The sequence below is a fragment of the Micromonospora sp. WMMD1102 genome, assembly GCF_029626265.1.
Classification (GTDB): Bacteria; Actinomycetota; Actinomycetes; order Mycobacteriales; family Micromonosporaceae; genus Plantactinospora.
In genome coordinates, this window is record NZ_JARUBN010000001.1 from 2,167,396 (window position 1) to 2,187,060 (window position 19,665).

The window sequence follows — 19,665 nt, forward strand, 5'->3', positions numbered from 1 at the left end:
GTCAGAGTGGCATGACATAGGCGTTGACGAAGAAGTGCTGAACCCTGCCCCAGTGCAGGTGTCCGGCCTTCGCTTCGTCGCCCTGGCGACCGAGTACGACGTGGACGTGCACCGCGCCGTCCTGCACCTCGCCGGTTCCGGTCAGCTCCATCGGCTCGCCGTACTCCGTGACGATGTCCTTCGAGTAGTCGTCGGCGGCCATCGTCGAGATCGCGCAGCCCTCGACGGCGCCGATCAGCGACACGATCGCGCCGTTCACCACGCCACGTGACTCAAGCTCGGCCGTCAGCGTTGCCATGACTTCCTGTCCAGGATGGACGGAAACGAGGATCATCGGGGCCTCTCTGCTGTCGTTGTGATCGGATCAGCGCCGGCCAGGAGTGCGGCCATGGTGCGTAGGTTCTCGGATGCGCTCTCGGCGCGCAGGGCATCGGCGACAGCCGCCCTTACCGGCTCGTGCCCGGAGGCGCCGGCTCGGTGTAGGAGGACCGCGCTACACCACCGAGCCGCCGCGTCACGGGGGTTGCGCAGCTCTTCGGCGAGCTTCGGCAGTGCGTCCGGCGCGGCTAGGGTCGAGCCTCGGCCGAACTGTGTAGCAAGTGTCCACGACAGGCCGAGGACTCGGCTCGCGACCGCGGTGAGGTACAGGGTCCGCATCGCCTCGTCGGCGCGAAGTGCTGCGATCACCCGGTCGGCTGTCTCGGGTGCCTCGACCTTCGCCAGGATGCCCGCCGCGTTCACCCGCAGCACATCCGTCGCGCCACTTCTCATCCATCGACTGAGGGTTACTTTGCTTACAGCATCCTGCTGAACGAACTCGCGGATCACCAGGTCGATCGCGTGGCTGGTCTGGGTGGTCTCAAGCCGACCGCTCGCACCGGCCGCGATATCGCCGAACACCCGGCAGGCCAGATGGAAGTCGAGTAGGCCCGGGTGAGCGAAGCGGACGGCGCCGGCCGGGGTGCGGACGAGTTGGCGCCGCTGGACGAGCTGGGCCGTACCGGGCCGCAGGGCCGCTGGTATCAGGCTCTGGTGCAGCTCGTGCCCGTCTCCGAGCCAGATCTCCCACGCGATCCACTGAGCGCATCCGTCCAGGTCGTCCACAGATGAGGTGCCAGCCACGACGCCGGCGACGGTAGCGCCTGCCAGCGCGAAGAAATCTTTCCGTCTCACATCGTCAACGGTAGGCCACGACGCCGCGCCGAGCGTTCGCCGGACCGCTCGCTGATAGAGGTCGACGGTGGCCGGCGTAACCGGACGTTCGCCTGCCTCGATCCGGGACAGATGGCTTGCGGACAGCCCACCGAGGCGCGCGACCTCGGCAAGTGTGAGGTCCGCCGCTCGTCGCGCCTGCCGCAGCTCTGGTCCTGTCCTCATCTTCACTCCGATTGCCGCACGTTTCTTGCGGCACGGGTACGACTCCCGAGCGTAGGCGGTTCGCGTACAGGGTGGAAGCAAGCGCTCCTGCTCGGACCCCACACCCGAAGTTCACCCAGGACGGGCCGGGGCGGCCTACGGGGACGGTACCGGGGCGGCAACCCATGATGCCGTCCCCGTTCCACTACGCCGATGGGAGACAGAAGCCATGAGACTGTTTCGCGGACCGCGCCCGACGCACCGTCCGGACTGGCGCCGGTTCTGGCGGTACTGCCGGTGCGGATTCCGATGGGTGTGCCCGGACTCTTTCGGTCCGGTACCGATGCCCTACCGACCGGCGCCCGTGCCGTCGCTGACCCGAGCCGGGTTCCGCCGGGCGGTTCGCGAGGCCGCGTCCGGCGCGGCGATCGCCCGCGAGTCGGCGGCCGTGCCGCGCGACCCGGACGGACGGCCCCGGCCGACCAACCAGCGCCTGGCGTGGAACCGCTGGCCTGCGACGATGCCTCGACTCTCGAACGGCCGCGCGGGCAACCTCACCCCTGCCCAGCGGCAGCAGCTGCGGCACGACGCCCGGACGTAGTCGTGATCGGGCCGCAGGAGCGTTGGATCCGCCACACGGGACGGCTCGCCCAGAGACGTCGCGAGTCCGGTCGGCACACCCCGGGGCGGGCCTACCACTGCGAGACCTGCTCTGCGCCGTGGCCCTGCGCACCCGCCCGGCTGGCCCTGCTGGTCGACTTCGAGGGCGACCGGGTGGGGCTGCTGGTGTACCTCGCCGGACACCTGACCCGTGCGCTTCAGGCGATGCCTGACACGCACCCCGCGCTGATCGCCGGTCAGATCCTCCACTGGTTACCTCGGCGCCGCAGGTAGCGCCAACTCATGCCGTCAGCGAGACCCCGTGCCCTGGCCGCGCCTCGTGCGGGACCGCGTTGAACTAGGCTCCGACGACATGGGGGAGGCGGACGTGACGGCGCGGGCGATGGTCGCGGACTTCTGGCTGGACCCCTCCTGCCCGTACACCTGGACGACCTCGCGCTGGCTGCTGGAGGTGGCGAAGGTCCGGCCGGTCGAGCCGCGTTGGCACCTGATGAGCCTGTCGGTGCTGAACGAGGGGCGCGACGACGATCCCGAGGGCGACCCGGAGGGTTACCTCTGGGTCCCGGTGCGGATCTGCGCGGCGGCGCGGCAGGAACATGGTCCGGCGGCGATGGCCCGACTCTACACGGCGATGTGGACGACCGCCCGGGGTGACGGGGACTGGCTCGGCGACCTGCACGTCGCGCTGGCCGCCGCCGGCCTGCCGCGCGAGTTGGCCGAGGCCGGCATGTCAACGGCGTACGACGACGCGGTGCGCGCCTCGCACGCCGAGGCGATCGGTCTGGTCGGCCCACACGTCGGCACTCCGATCATCGCGGCGACCGGTGCCGACGGTGCCCGGGTCGCCTTCTTCGGCCCGGTGATCTCCCGCATTCCGACCGGTGAGCAGGCCGGGCGGCTCTGGGACGGCACCCTGCTGGTGGCCGGTGTGCCCGGTTTCCACGAACTCAAGGGTGCCCCGCACGTCGCACCGCAGCTCTGACCCGCGGCTGCGTCGCGGGCCCGCGGATCCGCTACCTGGGGCCACAGGTCTGCCGGACTTGATAGGCAAGTGATTACTTGCCTATCATCGTGGGGTGAGTGACACCGCCGAACCCGGACGTGCGGCCAGGGAGGCCGACGTGTTCAAGGCCCTGGCCGATCCGACCCGTCGGAAGATCCTTGACGAGCTGGCGGAGCGCGACGGGCAGACGCTGTTCGAGATCTGTACCCGGCTGGCGATGAAATACCAGCTCACCTCGTCCCGCCAGGCGACCTCGCAGCACCTGGAGGTGCTGATCGGGGCAGGGCTGGTCACCAGCCGCCGGGAGGGTCGCTACAAGTTCCACCACCTCGAAACCGGCCCCCTGGAACACCTCACCGATCGATGGCTCAAGCGCGAAACCAAGGAGAACTGATGCGCATCACCGTTACCAGCGTCCTCGTCGGCAACCAGGAGGAGGCGTTGAAGTTCTACACCGAAAAACTCGGCTTCGTGAAGAAGACGGATGTCCCGGCCGGCGGGGCGCGCTGGCTCACCGTCGTCTCGCCGGACAACCCCGACGGCTGTGAGCTGCTGCTCGAACCGGACGGCCACCCCGCGGCCAAGCCGTGGAAGGAGGCGCTGGTGAACGACGGCATCCCGTACACCCAGTTCGCGGTCGACGACGTCCGCGCGGAGTACGAGCGGCTGCGCGGGCTGGGCGTCCGGTTCACCCAGGAGCCGGCGGAGATGGGGCCGGTCACGACGGCCGTCTTCGACGACACCTGCGGCAACCTGATCCAGATCGTCCAGCTGCACTGACCCGGGCCGGGCCGTCTCTCCCCCGGCACAGGTGGGGGAGGACGGCCCGCAGCTTCCTCCGAGGGTCTCGGATACCGGTCCGGCTGGTGCACGGTCTTGACATCGCCACGGCGTGGCCCAAATAATTCAGCCAATAAACAAATCGCTGTGCGGGCGGGTCCCCGGCCCTGCCGTGGTCGGTGGCGTCAATTGACCCGTACCGGAGCGCCCCGGGAGGACCGGTGCCCCTCGTCGCCGGGGTCGACTCGTCGACCCAGTCGTGCAAAGTCGTCATCCGCGACGCCGAGACCGGGGAACTGGTGCGCGAGGGTCGCGCACCACACCCCGTCGGCACCGCCGTGCCGCCGTCGGCGTGGGAGGCCGCGCTCTCCGACGCGGTCGCCCAGGCTGGTGGGCTGGACGACGTGGCCGCCGCCTCGATCGCCGGACAGCAGCAGGGCATGGTCTGCCTGGACGCGGGTGGTGCGGTGATCCGGGACGCCGTGCTGTGGAACGACACCCGCTCGGCCGGCGCCGCCGCCGACCTGGTTGCCGACCTCGGCGGTGGCGAGACCGGGCGGCGAGCCTGGGCGGAGGCGGTCGGTCTGGTGCCGGTGGCCAGTTTCACCGTCACCAAGCTGCGCTGGCTGGCCTCGGCAGAGCCGGAGAACGCCGCCCGTACGGTCGCCGTGTGTCTGCCACACGACTGGCTGACCTGGCGGCTGGCCGGCGCACCCGAACTGGAGGCGCTGTGCACCGACCGCAGCGACGCTAGCGGGACCGGATACTGGTCGGCCGCGACCGGTGAATACCGTACCGACCTGATCCGGTTGGCGTTCGGCCGGGACGACATCCTGCTGCCGCAGGTGCTCGGGCCGACCGGTCGGGCCGGACACCTGCGCACCGGCGCCCCACTGGGCCCCGGCGCCGGCGACAGTGCCGGGGCGGCGCTGGGTGTCGGCGCCGAGCCGGGTGACGTGATCGTGTCGATCGGTACCTCCGGCACGGTCTTCACCGTGACCGACGTGCCGGCCGCCGACCCGAGCGGAATCGTGGCCGGGTTCGCCGACACGACCGGCCGCTTCCTGCCGCTGGTCTGCACGCTCAACGCCGCCCGGGTGCTGGACGCCGCCGCGACCATGCTGCGGGTGGACCACGCCGAGCTGTCCGCGTTGGCGCTCTCTGCCCCGGCGGGCGCCGACGGGCTGGTCCTGGTGCCCTATCTGGAGGGCGAGCGCACACCGAACCGCCCGCACGCCACCGGAGGCGTGCACGGCCTGACCCTGCGGAACTCCACCCCCGCGCACCTGGCCCGCGCGGCGGTGGAGGGCATGCTGTGCGCCCTCGCCGACGGACTGGACGCGCTGATCGCGCACGGCACGACGGCCAACCGGGTCATCCTGGTCGGCGGCGGTGCCCGCTCGGCGGCGGTACGCCGGATCGCGCCCACGATCTTCGGCCGCCCCGTGCTCGTGCCACCCCCGGGGGAGTACGTCGCCGACGGCGCCGCCCGGCAGGCGGCCTGGGTGTTGTCCGGCGGGCAGCGACCGCCGTCGTGGACGGTCGGGCAGGTCGAGACGTACGAGTCGGACGCCGTCCCGGCGATCCGCGAACGGTACGCCGTGGCCCGCGCGAACGTCGCCGACCGGGCCGGCGAACGTTAGCTTCGCTGCCCGGCTAGCGCCGGCGCCGCTCCAGCAGCCGCTGGTAGGCGGCCAGCCCGTCCGGCACCCACTCCCACTCGGTGAGCCGGCGGTCCAGCTCCGCCTCGCCGAGGAAGGCGTGCCAGGCCACCTCCTCGACCTGCGGGGCGACCGGCATCGCGCAGCGCACCTCGTAGACGGCGGACCACCAGGTGTGCTCCGGTGTCTCGTAGAGGAACCGGAACAGCGGCGTCGGCGCGGGCAGCCCGGAGACCCCCAACTCCTCCTCGGCCTCCCGCCGGGCCGCCTCGTCGTAGCTCTCGCCGGCGCCGACCACACCGCCGACGAACATGTCGTAGTGGGACGGGAAGACGAGCTTCTGCGCGGTGCGGCGGTGCACGAAGATCCGGCCCGCCGGGTCGCGGGCGAGCACGAAGACGGCCCGGTGCCGCAGCCGCCGGGCGTACGCCTCGCCGCGCGGGGCCTGGCCGACCACCCGGTCCCGCTCGTCGACGATGTCCAGGATCTCGTCCGCCGAACGTGTCACGGGAACCACTCCACCTCCACCGCCTCGCCCGTCAGCGCCAGCTTCTCGATGAGCAGACCGGTGCCGCCGCTGGCGATCGTACTGGTCGCGGGCTTCCGACGCGCCGACGCGACGGATGTCCTGGCCCGAACTGGTGCCGGCGGGCCACGCCGCCATGTCGGAGCTGGAGAAGTGCCGTGCCGGGCCACCTGCTCAGCCCGGCCACCGCCACTTCGCGACCATCGGATGGTCCTCGCCGCAACGGCGGGTGTGGTCGCGGCACGCCTGCCGGGCGTCGACCATCGCCTGCCGCAGGTGGGCGGCCCGGACGGCCAGCCCGGGAACCCGGTCGACGACGTCCATGACCAGGTGGAACCGGTCGAGGTCGTTCATCATCACCATGTCGAACGGCGTGGTGGTGGTGCCCTCCTCCCGATAACCCCGGACGTGCAGGTTCGGATGGTTGGCCCGGCGGTAGGTGAGCCGGTGGATCAGCGACGGATAGCCGTGGTAGGCGAAGATCACCGGCCGGTCCCGGGTGAAGAGGGCGTCGAACTGCGGCTCGGCCAGCCCGTGCGGGTGCACGCTCTCGGGTTGCAGCCGCATCAGGTCGACGACGTTTATCACCCGCACCCGCAGCTCGGGCAGGTGGTGGCGGAGCAGGTCGGCGGCGGCCAGGGTCTCCAGCGTCGGTACGTCGCCGGCGCAGCCGAGCACCACGTCCGGCTCGGCACCGGCGTCGCTGCTGGCCCAGTCCCAGATTCCCAGCCCGCGCCGGCAGTGCAGCTCCGCCTGCTCCATCGGCAGCCAGTTCGGGGCGGCCTGCTTGCCGGAGATGACCACGTTGACGTGGTGCCGGCTGCGCAGGCAGTGGTCCATGGTGCAGAGCAGGGTGTTGGCGTCCGGCGGCAGGTAGACCCGGACGATCTCCGCCTTCTTGTTGGTGACGTGGTCGATGAAGCCCGGGTCCTGGTGCGAGAAGCCGTTGTGGTCCTGCCGCCAGACGTGGCTGGAGAGCAGGTAGTTGAGCGAGGCGACCGGGCGCCGCCACGGAATGTCCCGGGTGATCTTCAGCCACTTGGCGTGCTGGTTGACCATCGAGTCGACGAGGTGGGTGAACGCCTCGTAGCTGGTGAAGACGCCGTGCCGGCCGGTCAGCAGGTAGCCCTCCAGCCAGCCCTGGCAGAGGTGCTCGGAGAGCACCTCCAGCACCCGGCCGCCGGGGGAGAGGTGCTCGTCGCCGGGGCCGGTCGCGCCCAGGAAGGCCCGGTCGGTGACCTCGAAGACCGGGGCCAGCCCGTTCGACTCCACCTCGTCCGGCCCGAACAGCCGGAACCGGTCCCGGTTGGCGGCGACGACGTCCCGGAGCCAGCCGCCGAGCACCCCGGTCGCCCCGGTCGACGGGCTGCCCGGCCGGTCCACCCCGACCGAGTGCCGCCGGAAGTCGGGCAGCACCAGGTCACGGAGTACGCCGCCGCCGTTGGTGTGCGGGTTCGCGCTCATCCGGCGGTCGCCGCGTGGAGCCAGGGCGGCCAGCGCCGGCAGCGGCGCGCCGTCCGCGTCGAAGAGCTCCTCCGGCCGGTACGACCGCAGCCAGCGCTCCAACTGGGCCAGGTGGTCGGGATCGTCGCGTACCCCGGCCAGCGGAATCTGGTGCGACCGCCACGTTCCGGCGACCTGCTCGCCGTCCACCTCGGCCGGCCCGGTCCAGCCCTTCGGGGTACGCAGCACCAGCATCGGCCAGCGGGGCCGCTGCACCGGCCCGCCCCGGCGGGCCCGCCGCTGGATCTCGGCGATCTCGTCCAGCGCCCGGTCCAGCCCGGCCGCCAGGTCCCGGTGCACCCGGGCCGGCTCCTCCCCGGCCACCACGTACGGCTGGTAGCCGTAGCCGCGCAGCATGCCGAGCAGGTCCTCCTCGGGCATCCGGGCCAGCACCGTCGGATTGGCGATCTTGTAGCCGTTGAGGTGCAGGATCGGCAGCACCGCCCCGTCCCGGGCCGGGTCGACGAACATGGTGGAGAACCAGCTGGCGGCGAGTGGCCCGGTCTCCGCCTCGCCGTCGCCGACCACGCACGCGACCAGCAGGTCCGGGTTGTCGAACGCCGCACCGTAGGCGTGCGCGAGCGAGTACCCCAACTCGCCGCCCTCGTGGATCGAACCCGGCACCTCGGCCGCGACGTGGCTCGGCAGCCCGCCGGGAAAGGAGAACTGCCGGAACAGCCGGGCCATCCCGGCCTCGTCCCGGCCCACCGACGGGTACAACTCGGTGAAGGTCCCCTCCAGCCAGGTGTTCGCGATGACGGCCGGAGCGCCGTGCCCGGGGCCGGTCACCAGCATCGCGGCCAGGTCGCGGGCCACGATCACCCGGTTCAGGTGTACGTAGACAAGGTTCAGCCCTGGATCCGTCCCCCAGTGGCCGAGCAGCCGAGGCTTGACGTGCTCCGGCCGCAACGGCTCACGCAGCAGCGGGTTGGCCAGCAGATAGAGCTGCCCGACGCTGAGGTAGTTGGCGGCCCGCCAGTACGCGTCGATCCGGCCCAGCTCCTCGTCGGCCGGTCGGGGCTGCGGCTCCGGCACGCTCACCGGCTCACTCCTGGATGTAGAGGCCGTGCGCGTTGCGTACCACGGCCACCGGGGAGGCCGAGTGGTAGAGCATCGCCTGGCTGACCGAGCCGAGCATGCCCCGCCACGGCTCGTCACCGCGCGCGCTGACCACCACCAGTTCGGCCCGGCGGGTCTCCTGGGCCAGCGCCGACTCCGGGTCGCCGGTCCGGACCTGCTGGTCGACCCGGACCGAGGGGTACTTCCGCTGCCACGGCGCGACCGCCTCGGCGAGCTGCTCGACCACCTCGGGCGGCGGCCCGCCGTCCGTACCGTCCGGGTCGCAGACCTGCACCACCATGAGATCCGTGCAGTGTCGCGACGCGGTGTCGAAGGCGTAGTCGAGCGCGCTCAGCGAACTGGTCGAGCCGTCCACGCCGACCAGTACCGGCCCGACCGACGGCAGTTGCTCCCGGGCGACCAGCACGGTGCACCCGGCCCGCGCCGCGATCTGCACGGCGGTGGCCTCCGAGGAGGCCGTCACGTCGGGATCGATCCCCAGCCCGCCGTCGCCGATCACCAGCAGCGCGGCGGAACCCGACTCGCGGAGCAGAGTGGTGATCACCGGCCCCTCGATGAGCGCACAGGAGACGTCGAGTCCCGGCTGGGCCTGCGACGCCAGGGCGGTCGCCCGGTACAGCAGTTCCTCGGCGGGGCGGCGCGGCTCCTCCGGCATCGGCTCCGACGGGTCCGCCACCCAGTTGAAGGTGTGCACGAGGCGCAGCGGGCGGGAGTGCAGGACCGCCTCGCGGGCCGCCAACCGGATCGCCGTCATGCTCGTCCGGGAGCCGTCGATCCCGACCACGACCATCGCGTCCGGCGGGGCGGTCACCGTCGCCCCGCGATCACCGGGGCACCGGCCCGGCGCCGGTCACCTGTCGTGTCCCTCGCACCAGCCGAGAGTAGCCGGGCCGGACGGCGGCCGTCGCCGGATTCGGCCAGCACGGCCGTACCGGGGAGGGTCGGTCAGGGCTCGACCCGCAGTACGGCGATCGTGGCGTTGTCCCGACCGCCCGCGACCAGGGTGTCGGCGAGTACGCCCCGGACCGTCTCGCCGAGGTTGCCGGCCGCGCCGAGCCGCCCGGAGAGCCGCTGGTAGTCGAGCTGTTCGGCGACCCCGTCGGTGCAGAGGCAGTAGACGTCGCCGGGGCGCAACGAGACGTTCAGCAGATCCGGTTCGGGCATCGCCGGATGGCCCACGTAGCGGGTGAGCTGGTAGCGGGCGGCCGCCGCCGCGGGCGAGTCCGCCGGATACCAGCCGTAGACGGCACCGAGCCAGGCCGCCGTGTGGTCCACGGTGAGCAGTTCGAGCAGCCCGTCCCGCAGCCGGTACGCCCGGGAGTCGCCGATCTGCACGATCCAGCCGGCGAGTTCGGTCGTGCTGCCCGACCCGGCCGCCGCCGTACCCGGTGCCGACCCGGCCGGTGCCGTACCCGGTGCCGACCCGGCCGCCGCGGTGCCCGGTGCCGTCCGGGCGACCGGTGCGGTACGCCGTACCCGGAGCACCTGGTCGGTGGCGCCCGATCCGCCCGGGTAACCCGCTTCGGTCGGCCCGTCGCCGGATGCCGGGACCCGTCCGGTGTCGTCGGGGCCGTCGGCCGGCGGCACGACGACCAGGCCGGTGAAGGTGCAGCCGGTCAGTTCGCCGAGTTCGGCACCGGCCGCCCGGACCCGGGACTGTGCCTGCGCCATCGCGGCCCGCAGCTGGTCGGGGCCGATCTGTGGCGCTGCCGCGCGTACCCCGGCGACCATCGTCTCCATGGTGGTGCCACCGGCGGCCGTGCTGCCCCGGCCATCGCCCATCCCGTCGGCCACCGCCAGGAACGGCAGCACCGGATCGACGTGCAGTACGTCGAAGTTCGCCGAGTAGCGCTGGCCCACCCGGCTGCCTCCGGCGACACTGAGCCGGTGCGCGCCGACCTGGTAGCTGCGGCTCACGTCGCCCTCGGCGGGCATCCGGTCGGGACCCGTCACAGGGCTACGGTGCATGGCGGGGAGGTTAGCAGGATCGCCGACCGGCCCGGTGCGATATGCGAATCCCCGCGAATCCGTCGCCGGATCGCAGGTGCCGGCTCGTCCCGGTCCCGTTGTGCCGCGCGGGCCAAACTCCGACTGCGACGATGGGACGGTGAACCTGCCCGACGTGCTGCGCCGGCACCGGCTGCTCGCCGTGGTGCGGGGCGACGAGCCGGATCCGGCGCTGGCCAGCGTACTGGCGCTGGCGGAGGCCGGAGTCGCGCTGGTCGAGGTGTCGCTGACCTCCCGCGACGAGGCCGGGGTACTGGTCCGGGCCCGGGCGGCGTTGGGTCCGGACGCGCCGCTCGGTGCCGGTACGGTGCTCACCGAGGCGGACGTGGTGCAGGCGGAACAGGCGGGTGCCTCCTTCGTGGTGACGCCCGGACTGGTCCCGGCGGTCGCCGAGGCGGTCCGGCTCGGGCTGCCGGTCCTGGTCGGCGCGCTGAACCCGACCGAGGTCGTCGCGGCCAGCCTGGCCGGTGCGGCGGCGGTGAAGCTCTTTCCCGCCTCGCTCGGCGGCCCGGCCTATCTGCGGGCGCTCCGGAAGCCGTTCCCGGACGTCCCGTTCGTGCCGTTCGGCGGGGTGGACGTCGAGTCCGCTCCGGAATACCTGGCGGCGGGTGCGCTGGCGGTCGGCGCCTCCGAGGCGCTGCTCGGCACCGCGCCCCAGGGCGGTGACCTGGCCGCGCTGCGGCTGCGGGCCACCGCCTTCCGCGCCGCCGTCTCCTGAACCGACCCCGACCCGCATCGCCGGACAGCAGAGCGTGCGGGCGTTCAGGACGTGACGGCCGGCTTGCGGGCCAGGACGAGCCAGCAGCGTGGGCTGCCGTCCCGACGGCTGCCCAGGTCGGTCAGCGGTTCGGTCGTCGCGGCGAAGCCGGCGGCCGTCAGGTCGGCCCGGAGGGCGGGCAGCGGGGTGATGCGGTAGTACATGACGAAGGGTGGCCGCCACACGGCATTGCGGACCCGCATCACCAGGTCGAACCCGAGCGCGGCCCAGTGCCAGGCCGAGGTAGCGGGCGGCGGCGCGCCGATCGCGAAGGCGAAGAGCCCCCCGGGCCGCAGAGCCCGGTACACCCCCTCGAACAGTGCCGGCCGTTCGGCGGGCAGGAAGTGCCCGAACGCCCCGAAGCTGACCGCGAGGTCGAAGGCGTCGACGAAGGGCAGGGCGCGGGCGTCGGCGCGTACCCAGGTGGCGTCCGGGTGTGCGCCCCGCGCCTGCGCCAGCATGCCGGCGCTGAAGTCGACGCCGGTGGTCCGTCCTCGGCACAGCGGCCCGAGCACCCGCATGCCCGCGCCGGTGCCGCAGCAGACGTCCAGCCCGTCGTCGAACGGTCCGAGTTCGGCGAGCGCCCGGGTGGTCGCCCCGAGGACCCCCTCCGAGGTGCGGAAGGGAGTGTGGTCGAACTTGGGAGCCAGCAGGTCGTAGCCGCGCTCCACCGAGGAGAGCGCCTGGACGCAGAGTTCACCCAGGGAGGGGCCTTGGGGTGAGAACACCGGCCGAGGGTACCTGCCGGACGGCCGCCCCGCCGGACGGCGGGGCGGCCACCTGCTCCGGAACCACCGGGGTGCGACTCAGCCCTGGCCGCCGCGACCGGTCTGCTCCCGCAGCTCGTCGATGAGCTGCGATGCCTCCGCCTTGGTCAGGTCGTCCGGTACGTCCCGACCAGCCTCCCGGGCGAGGGTGCCCAGGTACGACTCCTGCGGTCCGGTCGGCGGCTCGTCGCCGGTCACCCACTGCTCGGGGTCCTTCTCCGGGTTGCGTTCGGCCACGGTGCTCATCTCCTCTTCTCGAACGCGTGTCCTATACCCCGCGAGGTGGTGCGCCGAACCCCGACTGTCCAGCCCGACGGCGGCGCCGGTCGACTCCGATCGGTTCCGGCTCACAAGCCGGGATAGTCGGCGTGGACGTCGCCGTCGAACAACCGCCGGTAGAAAGACGGTTTGACCCTGCCCCAGGGTCAACCTTCGAGCATGGTGGCATGACCAACGGAACAAGTGCCGCGGAGCTGGCCGGATCGCGCAGGCCGCGCGGCGGGCACGGCGACGGCAGGGAGCGGGCCGAGCGAGGCGACCGGGCGGTGCGGCAGTTCACGATCCAGCACGCCGGCGTCACGATCCCGGTGTCTTGGGGCGGTCGGGGACGACCGCTGGTGCTGTGTCCCGGGTTGAACTCGACCCAGGCAGACCTGCGCGAGCTGACCGAGTTGCTGCGGCACGACCACGACGTGCTCACCTTCGACCTGCGCGGCCACGGCCACACCTCCGCCGCCGACCGGTACTCCTTCGAGGCTTTCCTCGGTGATCTTGTTGCCGTGATGGCGGAGCTGGACCGCCTCGACCTGCCCTCGACGCCCGTGCTCGTGGGCTATTCACTGGGTGCGGACCTGGCCGTGCACTACGCCGCCGAGCATCCTGGCACCGTCGCCGAGCTTGTTCTCGTCGACGGGGCGAATCCGGTGCCCGAACCGTTCGTCACCGAGGCGGACGCGGCGGCCTTTCTCGCGATGTGGGAGGAGCTGGTCGCGCAGCAGGGGTCCGGGCGGGACGCCGCCCGTCGGGTGCTGCTCACCGCCCAGGAGATCTTCGACCTCAATGTTGAGATCGACATGGTCCGGTCCGGAATCCTGGACCGGTACCGGAAGATCGACCGGCCGGTCAGCATGATCATGTCGACCTCGATGGCCGGCGACGGCGGCGAGGAGCCGGCGCCGCGTCTCAACCGGAACTGGCGTGCCGGCGTCGAGCGGCTCGTCCGCGAGCGGCCGCACGTCGCCACGTTCTGGCTCGAGGCCGACCACCGGCTGCCTTTCACCCACGCCCCGGAGATCGCCCAGATCATCCGCGGGACCCGAGGTGCAGCCGGCCGGGCCGGCTCCTTGCCCGCCGCGTAGCAGACTGACGTGATGTTGACCATTGGTGAACTGGCGTCGTATGCCGGCGTGACGGTGCGCGCGGTTCGGCACTATCACGCCAGGGGCCTGCTGCCGGAGCCGGAGCGGGACCACTCCGGCTATCGCAGGTACGACGCCACCGCCATGGTCGAGCTGATCAAGATCCGGACCCTCGCCGAGGCGGGGGTTCCGCTCACCCGGGTACGGGAGCTGCTACAGGCCGACGAGCAGGAGTTCGGGGCGGCTGTCGCCGAGATCGACAAGCGGTTACGGGCGGAGATCCGGCAACGGCAGCGGCGCCGGGAGCGGATCGCCCGGCTCACCTCCGGGGAGAACCTGGTACTTCCCCCGATCGTGGTCGACTATCTCGACCGGTTGCGGGCGCTCGGGGTCGACGAGCGGATCGTTCAGGTCGAGCGCGACGGTTGGATCCCGCTGGCCGCGCGTTCACCGGAGCGGGTCCCGGAGTGGATGGCGCGCAAGCGTGAGCAGCTCGCCGACCCGCGGCTCGTCGACTTCTATCTCACCCTCGGTCGGGCACTCGACCGCACCGAGGACGACCCGCGGCTGGTCGAGTTGGCTGACGAGCTGGCTGCCTACCTCACCCGGATGGCCGACGAACTGGGCGAGGACTACGTCGACGACACGGACATCGAGCCACCGCTGGTCAAGCTGATGGACGCGCTGGCGTTCGACACCGTGCCGCCGGCCCGTCGGCTGATCGAGTTGCTCGGGCAGCGAGGCTGGACCGGCTGGACCGAACTCAAACGAGTGGACGCCGCACCACTCGACGATCGCCGCACCACTCGATCCCTGTGGGTTCTCAGCAAAGGTGATCCGGGGCGGCCAACCGACCAGTAGCGGGTCAGATTCGGTGAGAAGCCTCGGGGCGTCGTCTTCTCACCGAATCTGATCTCTTTTCGGTCTGATGGTGGAGTCGGGTTGAGCCTTGGGCCAGGGTTTGGTAGATCGTTCGGTCCGGTTCGTTGATGTTGCGCCAGAACCAGGCGGGCATGTCCGTTGTGCCGGCCCAGCGGGACAGTGGGTGGGCGGGGCGGAGCAATTGTTCGGGCGCCGGGTGTTCGAGGCAGCGCGCGGCGGCGAGAAGGAACTGCATGGCGGAGGGGGCGTCGCGGTCCTCGGTTGGGGTGAGCATCAGCGCGGGGGTCGAGGTGAACAGGCTGGTGAGCGCGACAGTTTCCGGGTATCGGATGACGGTGTCGGGAACGTCCGGGAGGTGTTCGGCTCGGGTGTTCCAGCGGGCACTGATCTGCTCTGGTTTGTCCCTGTAGAATCCGGCCCGGCCTCGTCCCCAGAAGCGAGTGATGCCGGCGGCTGCGGCGAACGCCTCGCCGATGGTGTCTTGGTGGCGGCGGCGAAGGATCTTGTAGCGGTGCGCGGCGGTGACGATCTCGGGTGTTGCCCCGAGGGGCTGTTCGTTGCCGCGGTCGGATCGGTAGTGGTAGGGCACCAACGTCCGGCGGTGCCGGATGCAGACGGGTGGCTGGCCCGGTTCGAGCTGGATGATGGACGGGACGCGGATTCCGCGGCGGGCCGTGCAGTGGGAGCAGGGGCGTAGCAGGGTGGGATCGGTGCCGCCCAGTGGTATCCAGTCGCGCAGCGGCTCCGGCCCTGGTCTTTTGAGGGTGCGGGTGGAGATGGCTGCCAGCAGGACGGTTTCGGGGTAGCCGCTGAGGATGGCCAGCCGCGCGAGCGCCGGCCGGTTGAGCGCGAGGTCGTGCGTGTGGAACGGGCCGATGTGGCCGGCGTGATCGGTGGCGATGTGACGGATCAGCAGAGGGCGGTCGACGCGGTTGGCGTTGGCGAGCCGTCGCAGGTAGGAGATCATGAGTTCGCGCGGCATCGGCCGGACTCGGATCGGCAACGGGCGCAGGCGGCGTTGCCAGTAGGGGTCGCGCGGGTCGGGCATGGTCAGGCGGCTCCGCTGCTGGCCGTGTGTGCGGGCATCCGGCGTGGCCGGGCCGGTGATGCGGCGGCGCCCCGCCGGGGAGGTTCGGCGGCGTGGTCGAGGACGACCCGGTCCAGGGCGGTTTTGGTGATGCGTTCGGCGCCGTCGAAGATGGCCTCGATCGCGGCGTCGCGGATCAGGTGGGACAAGCTGCCGATCATGCCGCTGGTTCGTTCGTGCAGGTAGCCGGCGAGACGTAGCAGCGAACCGGTGCGGTGCTGGTGCAGGCGTAGCGCGTGTTCGAGGGCGCTGACCAGGGCGGCCCACTGCTCGCGCTGGGTGCGGGTGCCGTAGGCGAACGCCGTGGTGGCGATCGAGGCGAAACGGCCGGCGATCTGCCGGCCACGGACGCCAGAGAACAGGCCGGCGTGTTCGACGTCGATGCCGGCGTAGACGAACGTGGCCGGGAGCCGCTCGGCCAGGTATTTGAGCTGGTCGGAGGCTTCCGCGCCGACCCTGGTGGCCAGGTTGAGGTTGTGTATCTCGTCAACGAGCACGAGGTCGGTGCCGAGCTGGGAGAGCACGTCGCAGACGGCGTTGGTGATGTTGACCTGGTTGAGGTTGCGGGGTAGGGGCAGGCCGAGGAATCGGGCGAACTCGGCGGCGAGGACCTTCGGAGTGGCCGCTGGCGGGACGGTGACGTAGACGACCGGCAGGAACGGGCCGGGCGCGGTGCGTCGACGCCGGGCCAGCAGTTCGTGGTGCTTGCCGAGCTGCTTGATCGCGGTGCTCTTGCCGGTGCCGGAGTCGCCGGTGACGACCAGGCCCCGCCGTGCGGTGTCGGTGCCGCGGTTGAGCAGCACGAGCCGCCGGCCGGCGTTGACGATCTGGTCGACGGTCGGGGTGGCCACGATGATGAGCCGGGCGTGGTGGGCGATGCGGGCATCGTCGTAGGCGTCTCGCTCGGCGGGGGTGAGTGCGGACAGCCGGGCAGGCGCCAGAACCTCCATCCGGGAGGGCTGCTGCTCGATGAACGCCGTCCAGCCTTCCTTCGTGGTGGGCGGTTCGTGGGCCGGCGGGTCGACCAGGTCTTCCGTCGGGCTGCGGGTCACCGGTAGCGCCGTTCGTCGCCAGGCTCGAACACCCCGAACGGGATCACCTTCGCCAGCGGCACGTCCCGGTCCTCCTCTTCGACGTCGGCGGGTTCTTCCGGGTCGGCCGGCGGGATGGACGGGATCAACCGGGCCGCGGCGCGGGTCCGGGCGCCCACCCGCTGATGGCGGGCGTCGCCGCCGGGGCCGGCGCCGGCCCGGGTGAGGAGGTCGTCCAGGGCGCGGGCAACGGCGGTCTCGTCGGTGTCGTCGCCACCGCGGCCGGCGACGATCTGCCGGGCGGCCCGCCAGGTGAAGTCGGCGAACGGCTGCCCGACCATCGGCAGGTGGGTTCAGGTGGCCGTGATCCAGCCGCCGCCCTGGTGGTCCCGGACGAAGACGTGCGACAGGTCGTAGGGGTCGTAGTGGACCTCCCACTGCTTGCCCTTGCCGACCACACCGGACGACCCGTGCCGGTAACGGCCCAGGTCAGGACTGTCGTAGTGTCGGTAGTCGATCTGGATGCCGTAATCGCCGATGGTGCGCCACTCGACCGGCAGCAGCTCCAGGTAGTCGGTGCCGGTCAGCGGCAGGGTGACGTACCCGGCCGCCGCGATCGCGGCGGCGAACATCTCGTTGGGCGACAGCACCCGGCCACCGGCATCCGGGTCACGTAGTCCCTCGTGCGGGCGGGGCTGCCAGCCAGCAACGATCCACTCGTCGAGCAACTCCTGAAGCTGGGGAAGTGACCACACCGCCTCGATGGCCGCCGCCGTGCCCCGGCGGGTGACGTTCGGCCCGACGTAGCCGGCAACGTGCTGGCAGAACAGGGTGCGGATCGAGCCGAACGTGCGCTCGACGTGGCCCTTGTCGGTCGGGGTGCCCGGCCGGGCCGGTTCGACGGAGATCCCGAGCCGGGCGCAGGCCCGCACGAACGTCTCGGAGACGAACACCGCGCCTCGGTCGGTGACGATGGTCTCCGGGACGATGACGGGCCGGGCGGCGGCGTGCTCCAGCCGCGCGTCCAGGTCCAGCAGCCGCCGGTGGGGGATGCGCGAGCGGGCCATCGCCAGCGCGTCCGTCCAGCCGGGCCGCATCGGCTCCGGGACCAACATCTTGGCCAGCAGCAGCGCCGCGTCGACGGCCTTGGTGCCCTGCGGACGCAGCACCGCCGCGCAGATCGAGCGAGTCGCGACGTCCAGCACGACGGTCAGCTCCACCCGGCCGGTCACCCCGTCGTCCAGCAGCGCCATCACGTCCAGCGGGGACGTGTCGATCTGCACCAACTCGCCTGGGCGGACCGCGACGGCGCGGGTGAACGGCCGCGCTGGCCGATTCGCCAGGCTGCGGCGGGTGGTCGCCTCACCGAAGGTGTGTCGGCCGGCGTCCATCGCGGCGGCCAGGCGGTAGAACGTCGCCGTCGACGGCATCGGCACCCCGCCAGGTCCGTGTTCGACGGCCAGCAACTGCTCCACCCGGTGGCGTAGCCGCGACCGGGTGCCGGTCGATTCCCCGGTCGCGGCCGCCATCACAGCCTCGATCGCCGCGACCACCCGGTCGTCGACCCGACCCTGCGAGGACGCCGGGCGGGTGGCCCGGTGGTCGATCAGGCCCCACAGCCCTTCGGACCGGTAGCGCAGCCGCATCCGCTTGACCGTGACCGCGCTGGTCGGCCGTCCCGCCGCGGTCAACTCGGCTGCCTTGGCCGCCTTCCGCTCCGCCAACGTGTGCCGGGCCGGGTCGTAGGGCTCGCGCGGCCGGACACCTGCCGGCGCGTCCGGCGGCAACCCGGTCTGCACCTCCACGACGTGCCGCTCCCACTGCCGGGCCCGCTCCAGCACTGTCGCCGGCAGCGCGTCGATCAGCCCGACCGGATCCAGCCGGGCCGGCGGCGGACCGGCCTCCAACAGATCGAAGCCCGGCGACGCCAGCACATGTGCCAACAGCAGCACCTGGGCATCACCGGCGTCATCGACCAGGCGTACCCGCACCCCCTGCAAGCCGCCGACCGTCCACGGCCGACCGTCAAACTGCAACCGGTCGCCGACCCCCAGCACCGCCCGGCCGGCGCCGCTCACCGGCCCGCCGCCGAAACGATCGACAGCTCCGACAGCGGCACCGTCAGATCGGTGCTCAGCCGGCCGCACCACAGCAGGTGGAACACCGCCGGCAGACTGGCCAGCGGGTCACCCAACCGTGTCGCGCCGTCCATCAACGGCGTCGGCTCCGCGAACATCGCCGGGGCGGCAGCGGCGACCGCCGGGCGCAGGCAGCGCGGATGCCGATACCCGGCCAGCCACCGCACGTTCGCCATCACCACCGGATCCGGCTCGTGCAACAGCCGATACTCCCAACCAACCTCGGCACAGGCCCGGCCGGTCGTCTCGAACGCCGCCGCGTCACGCGGGCGTACCCGCCCGGCCGGGCGGACATCGATCACCACACCGGTGCCGTCGACCAGCCGTACGAAGAAGTCCGGCGCGTGCGAGCGACGCCGGCCCGCCTGGTCCCACGACAGCCAGAACGGCTGCGACGCCATCGCCACCACCGAGGGGTCAAAGTCCAGGAGCGTCAGGTGATCCCGCTCCAACCACGACTCGAAGCCCACATGCCCGCCGATCGTGGCCGACCACCACAGGCCCGTGTTGTTGCGCTGCCCCCGGTACGCCGGGAACGACCGGACCGGCGGCACCAACTCGAACGCCACCCCGGCCACCACGCCCAGGTCCTCCCGCAGCTCCCGCCCGTCCGGGCCGACGTACCCGACCACAAACCCGGACAACGAGGCAGGCGCCGAACCCCGTAGCGCCACCAGACCGCCCAAACCCGCCCGCCTCCCCTGATCCAGAGCCGCCCAAAGGCTAGCGATGTCGGGGTACGGGCTGACCTCCCGAGGTAGGTACGAGATCCCAGGGTCGTGGTATTGGCTCGTTCCAGAAAGTAGATGATCGTCAAATAACTGAAAGTAACGATCGACCGAGTCGGCAAAGATCCTTAGCCACATCGGCATACGCTCATCTGCCGATAGAAGAGCATCGAGGAAGCTCGGATTGATGTCAACAGTGACTGAAAGAGCCAACGTAGGTGGTAGCTCAAGCCGTTGTCCGGGAGGCCAGCCGGAGTCCGCGCGATCGCCTGGTATCACGGGATGCAGCGGCTACGCACCCGCAGAGAACAGCGCGATGACATCCAGGAAGCCTTTCTCGGCCTCTCACCTGCGTCGTCGCATAACGACACGTCATACCG

22 protein-coding genes are annotated in these 19,665 nt (G+C 71.7%); 9 read left to right on the plus strand and 13 right to left on the minus strand.

Annotation, left to right across the window (positions count from 1 at the left end):
- Position 1: 1 nt before the first annotated feature.
- Both O7626_RS09770 and O7626_RS09775 read right to left on the minus strand, forming a co-directional pair.
- Complete coding sequence (locus O7626_RS09770) at positions 2–334, minus strand: DUF296 domain-containing protein (RefSeq protein WP_278060839.1); 333 nt, start codon at positions 332–334, stop codon at positions 2–4.
- On the minus strand, positions 331–1,377 hold the full coding sequence (locus tag O7626_RS09775; RefSeq protein WP_278060840.1) for a helix-turn-helix transcriptional regulator: 1,047 nt from the start codon (positions 1,375–1,377) through the stop codon (positions 331–333). The genes O7626_RS09770 and O7626_RS09775 overlap by 4 nt, the downstream gene beginning before the upstream one ends.
- A 322-nt stretch (positions 1,378–1,699) precedes the next feature.
- Here O7626_RS09775 and O7626_RS09780 point away from each other — a divergent pair, with 322 nt between their 5' ends.
- From O7626_RS09780 to O7626_RS09805, 6 genes are all read left to right on the plus strand, one after another.
- On the plus strand, positions 1,700–1,957 hold the full coding sequence (locus O7626_RS09780; protein WP_278060841.1) for a hypothetical protein: 258 nt from the start codon (positions 1,700–1,702) through the stop codon (positions 1,955–1,957).
- A 2-nt stretch (positions 1,958–1,959) separates the two neighbouring features.
- Positions 1,960–2,250, plus strand: a complete 291-nt coding sequence (locus O7626_RS09785; RefSeq protein ID WP_278060842.1) for a hypothetical protein — start codon at positions 1,960–1,962, stop codon at positions 2,248–2,250.
- 79 nt (positions 2,251–2,329) lie between these two features.
- Positions 2,330–2,959, plus strand: coding sequence for a disulfide bond formation protein DsbA (locus O7626_RS09790; RefSeq protein WP_278060843.1), 630 nt, complete (start codon positions 2,330–2,332; stop codon positions 2,957–2,959).
- A 94-nt stretch (positions 2,960–3,053) separates the two neighbouring features.
- Positions 3,054–3,374 (plus strand): metalloregulator ArsR/SmtB family transcription factor, encoded by a 321-nt coding sequence (locus O7626_RS09795; RefSeq protein WP_278060844.1) that lies wholly within the window; start codon positions 3,054–3,056, stop codon positions 3,372–3,374.
- Positions 3,374–3,760: a VOC family protein gene (locus O7626_RS09800; RefSeq protein ID WP_278060845.1), complete on the plus strand. Its 387-nt coding sequence runs from the start codon at positions 3,374–3,376 to the stop codon at positions 3,758–3,760. The genes O7626_RS09795 and O7626_RS09800 overlap by 1 nt, the downstream gene beginning before the upstream one ends.
- A 221-nt stretch (positions 3,761–3,981) precedes the next feature.
- A complete protein-coding gene (locus O7626_RS09805; protein ID WP_278060846.1) occupies positions 3,982–5,403 on the plus strand; it encodes an FGGY-family carbohydrate kinase in 1,422 nt (473 codons plus the stop codon).
- 13 nt (positions 5,404–5,416) lie between these two features.
- Here O7626_RS09805 and O7626_RS09810 read toward each other — a convergent pair whose 3' ends face one another.
- The 4 genes from O7626_RS09810 to O7626_RS09825 all read right to left on the minus strand — a co-directional run bounded on the left by O7626_RS09810 (position 5,417) and on the right by O7626_RS09825 (position 10,498).
- Positions 5,417–5,929, minus strand: a complete 513-nt coding sequence (locus O7626_RS09810) for an NUDIX domain-containing protein (protein ID WP_278060847.1) — start codon at positions 5,927–5,929, stop codon at positions 5,417–5,419.
- Between the two features lie 192 nt (positions 5,930–6,121).
- Positions 6,122–8,491, minus strand: a complete 2,370-nt coding sequence (locus tag O7626_RS09815) for a phosphoketolase family protein (protein WP_278060848.1) — start codon at positions 8,489–8,491, stop codon at positions 6,122–6,124.
- 4 nt (positions 8,492–8,495) lie between these two features.
- On the minus strand, positions 8,496–9,341 hold the full coding sequence (locus tag O7626_RS09820) for a universal stress protein (RefSeq protein ID WP_278060849.1): 846 nt from the start codon (positions 9,339–9,341) through the stop codon (positions 8,496–8,498).
- Positions 9,342–9,475: 134 nt separating this feature from the next.
- Positions 9,476–10,498, minus strand: coding sequence for a protein phosphatase 2C domain-containing protein (locus O7626_RS09825; RefSeq protein WP_278060850.1), 1,023 nt, complete (start codon positions 10,496–10,498; stop codon positions 9,476–9,478).
- 139 nt (positions 10,499–10,637) lie between these two features.
- On the opposite strand from O7626_RS09825, the gene O7626_RS09830 reads away from it, so the two are divergent.
- Positions 10,638–11,255: a bifunctional 4-hydroxy-2-oxoglutarate aldolase/2-dehydro-3-deoxy-phosphogluconate aldolase gene (locus tag O7626_RS09830; protein ID WP_278060851.1), complete on the plus strand. Its 618-nt coding sequence runs from the start codon at positions 10,638–10,640 to the stop codon at positions 11,253–11,255.
- A 44-nt stretch (positions 11,256–11,299) separates the two neighbouring features.
- Here the strand turns inward: O7626_RS09830 and O7626_RS09835 are convergent, their stop codons facing one another.
- Together O7626_RS09835 and O7626_RS09840 are read right to left on the minus strand one after the other, a co-directional pair.
- Positions 11,300–12,022: a class I SAM-dependent methyltransferase gene (locus O7626_RS09835; protein WP_278060852.1), complete on the minus strand. Its 723-nt coding sequence runs from the start codon at positions 12,020–12,022 to the stop codon at positions 11,300–11,302.
- Positions 12,023–12,100: 78 nt separating this feature from the next.
- Positions 12,101–12,307, minus strand: coding sequence for a DUF3072 domain-containing protein (locus O7626_RS09840; RefSeq protein WP_278060853.1), 207 nt, complete (start codon positions 12,305–12,307; stop codon positions 12,101–12,103).
- Between the two features lie 200 nt (positions 12,308–12,507).
- Here O7626_RS09840 and O7626_RS09845 point away from each other — a divergent pair, with 200 nt between their 5' ends.
- The gene (locus tag O7626_RS09845; protein ID WP_278060854.1) at positions 12,508–13,419 is read left to right on the plus strand and encodes an alpha/beta fold hydrolase; all 912 of its coding nucleotides are present in this window, start codon (positions 12,508–12,510) and stop codon (positions 13,417–13,419) included.
- A gap of 12 nt (positions 13,420–13,431) precedes the next feature.
- Positions 13,432–14,280 (plus strand): MerR family transcriptional regulator, encoded by an 849-nt coding sequence (locus tag O7626_RS09850; RefSeq protein ID WP_278060855.1) that lies wholly within the window; start codon positions 13,432–13,434, stop codon positions 14,278–14,280.
- 4 nt (positions 14,281–14,284) lie between these two features.
- Here the strand turns inward: O7626_RS09850 and O7626_RS09855 are convergent, their stop codons facing one another.
- Genes O7626_RS09855 through O7626_RS09875 form a run of 5 tightly spaced genes read right to left on the minus strand, consistent with a single transcriptional unit; the run spans position 14,285 to position 19,201 of the window.
- Positions 14,285–15,349, minus strand: a complete 1,065-nt coding sequence (locus O7626_RS09855) for a TniQ family protein (protein WP_278060856.1) — start codon at positions 15,347–15,349, stop codon at positions 14,285–14,287.
- A 2-nt stretch (positions 15,350–15,351) separates the two neighbouring features.
- On the minus strand, positions 15,352–16,440 hold the full coding sequence (locus O7626_RS09860) for an ATP-binding protein (protein ID WP_278060857.1): 1,089 nt from the start codon (positions 16,438–16,440) through the stop codon (positions 15,352–15,354).
- Positions 16,437–16,760 (minus strand): hypothetical protein, encoded by a 324-nt coding sequence (locus tag O7626_RS09865; RefSeq protein ID WP_278060858.1) that lies wholly within the window; start codon positions 16,758–16,760, stop codon positions 16,437–16,439. The genes O7626_RS09860 and O7626_RS09865 overlap by 4 nt, the downstream gene beginning before the upstream one ends.
- Positions 16,761–16,772: 12 nt before the next feature.
- Positions 16,773–18,497 carry a Mu transposase C-terminal domain-containing protein gene (locus O7626_RS09870; RefSeq protein ID WP_278060859.1) on the minus strand — a complete coding sequence of 575 codons (1,725 nt, stop codon included), beginning with the start codon at positions 18,495–18,497 and terminating at the stop codon, positions 16,773–16,775.
- Positions 18,494–19,201, minus strand: a complete 708-nt coding sequence (locus O7626_RS09875; RefSeq protein ID WP_278060860.1) for a TnsA-like heteromeric transposase endonuclease subunit — start codon at positions 19,199–19,201, stop codon at positions 18,494–18,496. Before O7626_RS09875 ends, O7626_RS09870 begins: the two co-directional genes overlap by 4 nt.
- Positions 19,202–19,665 lie beyond the last annotated feature (464 nt).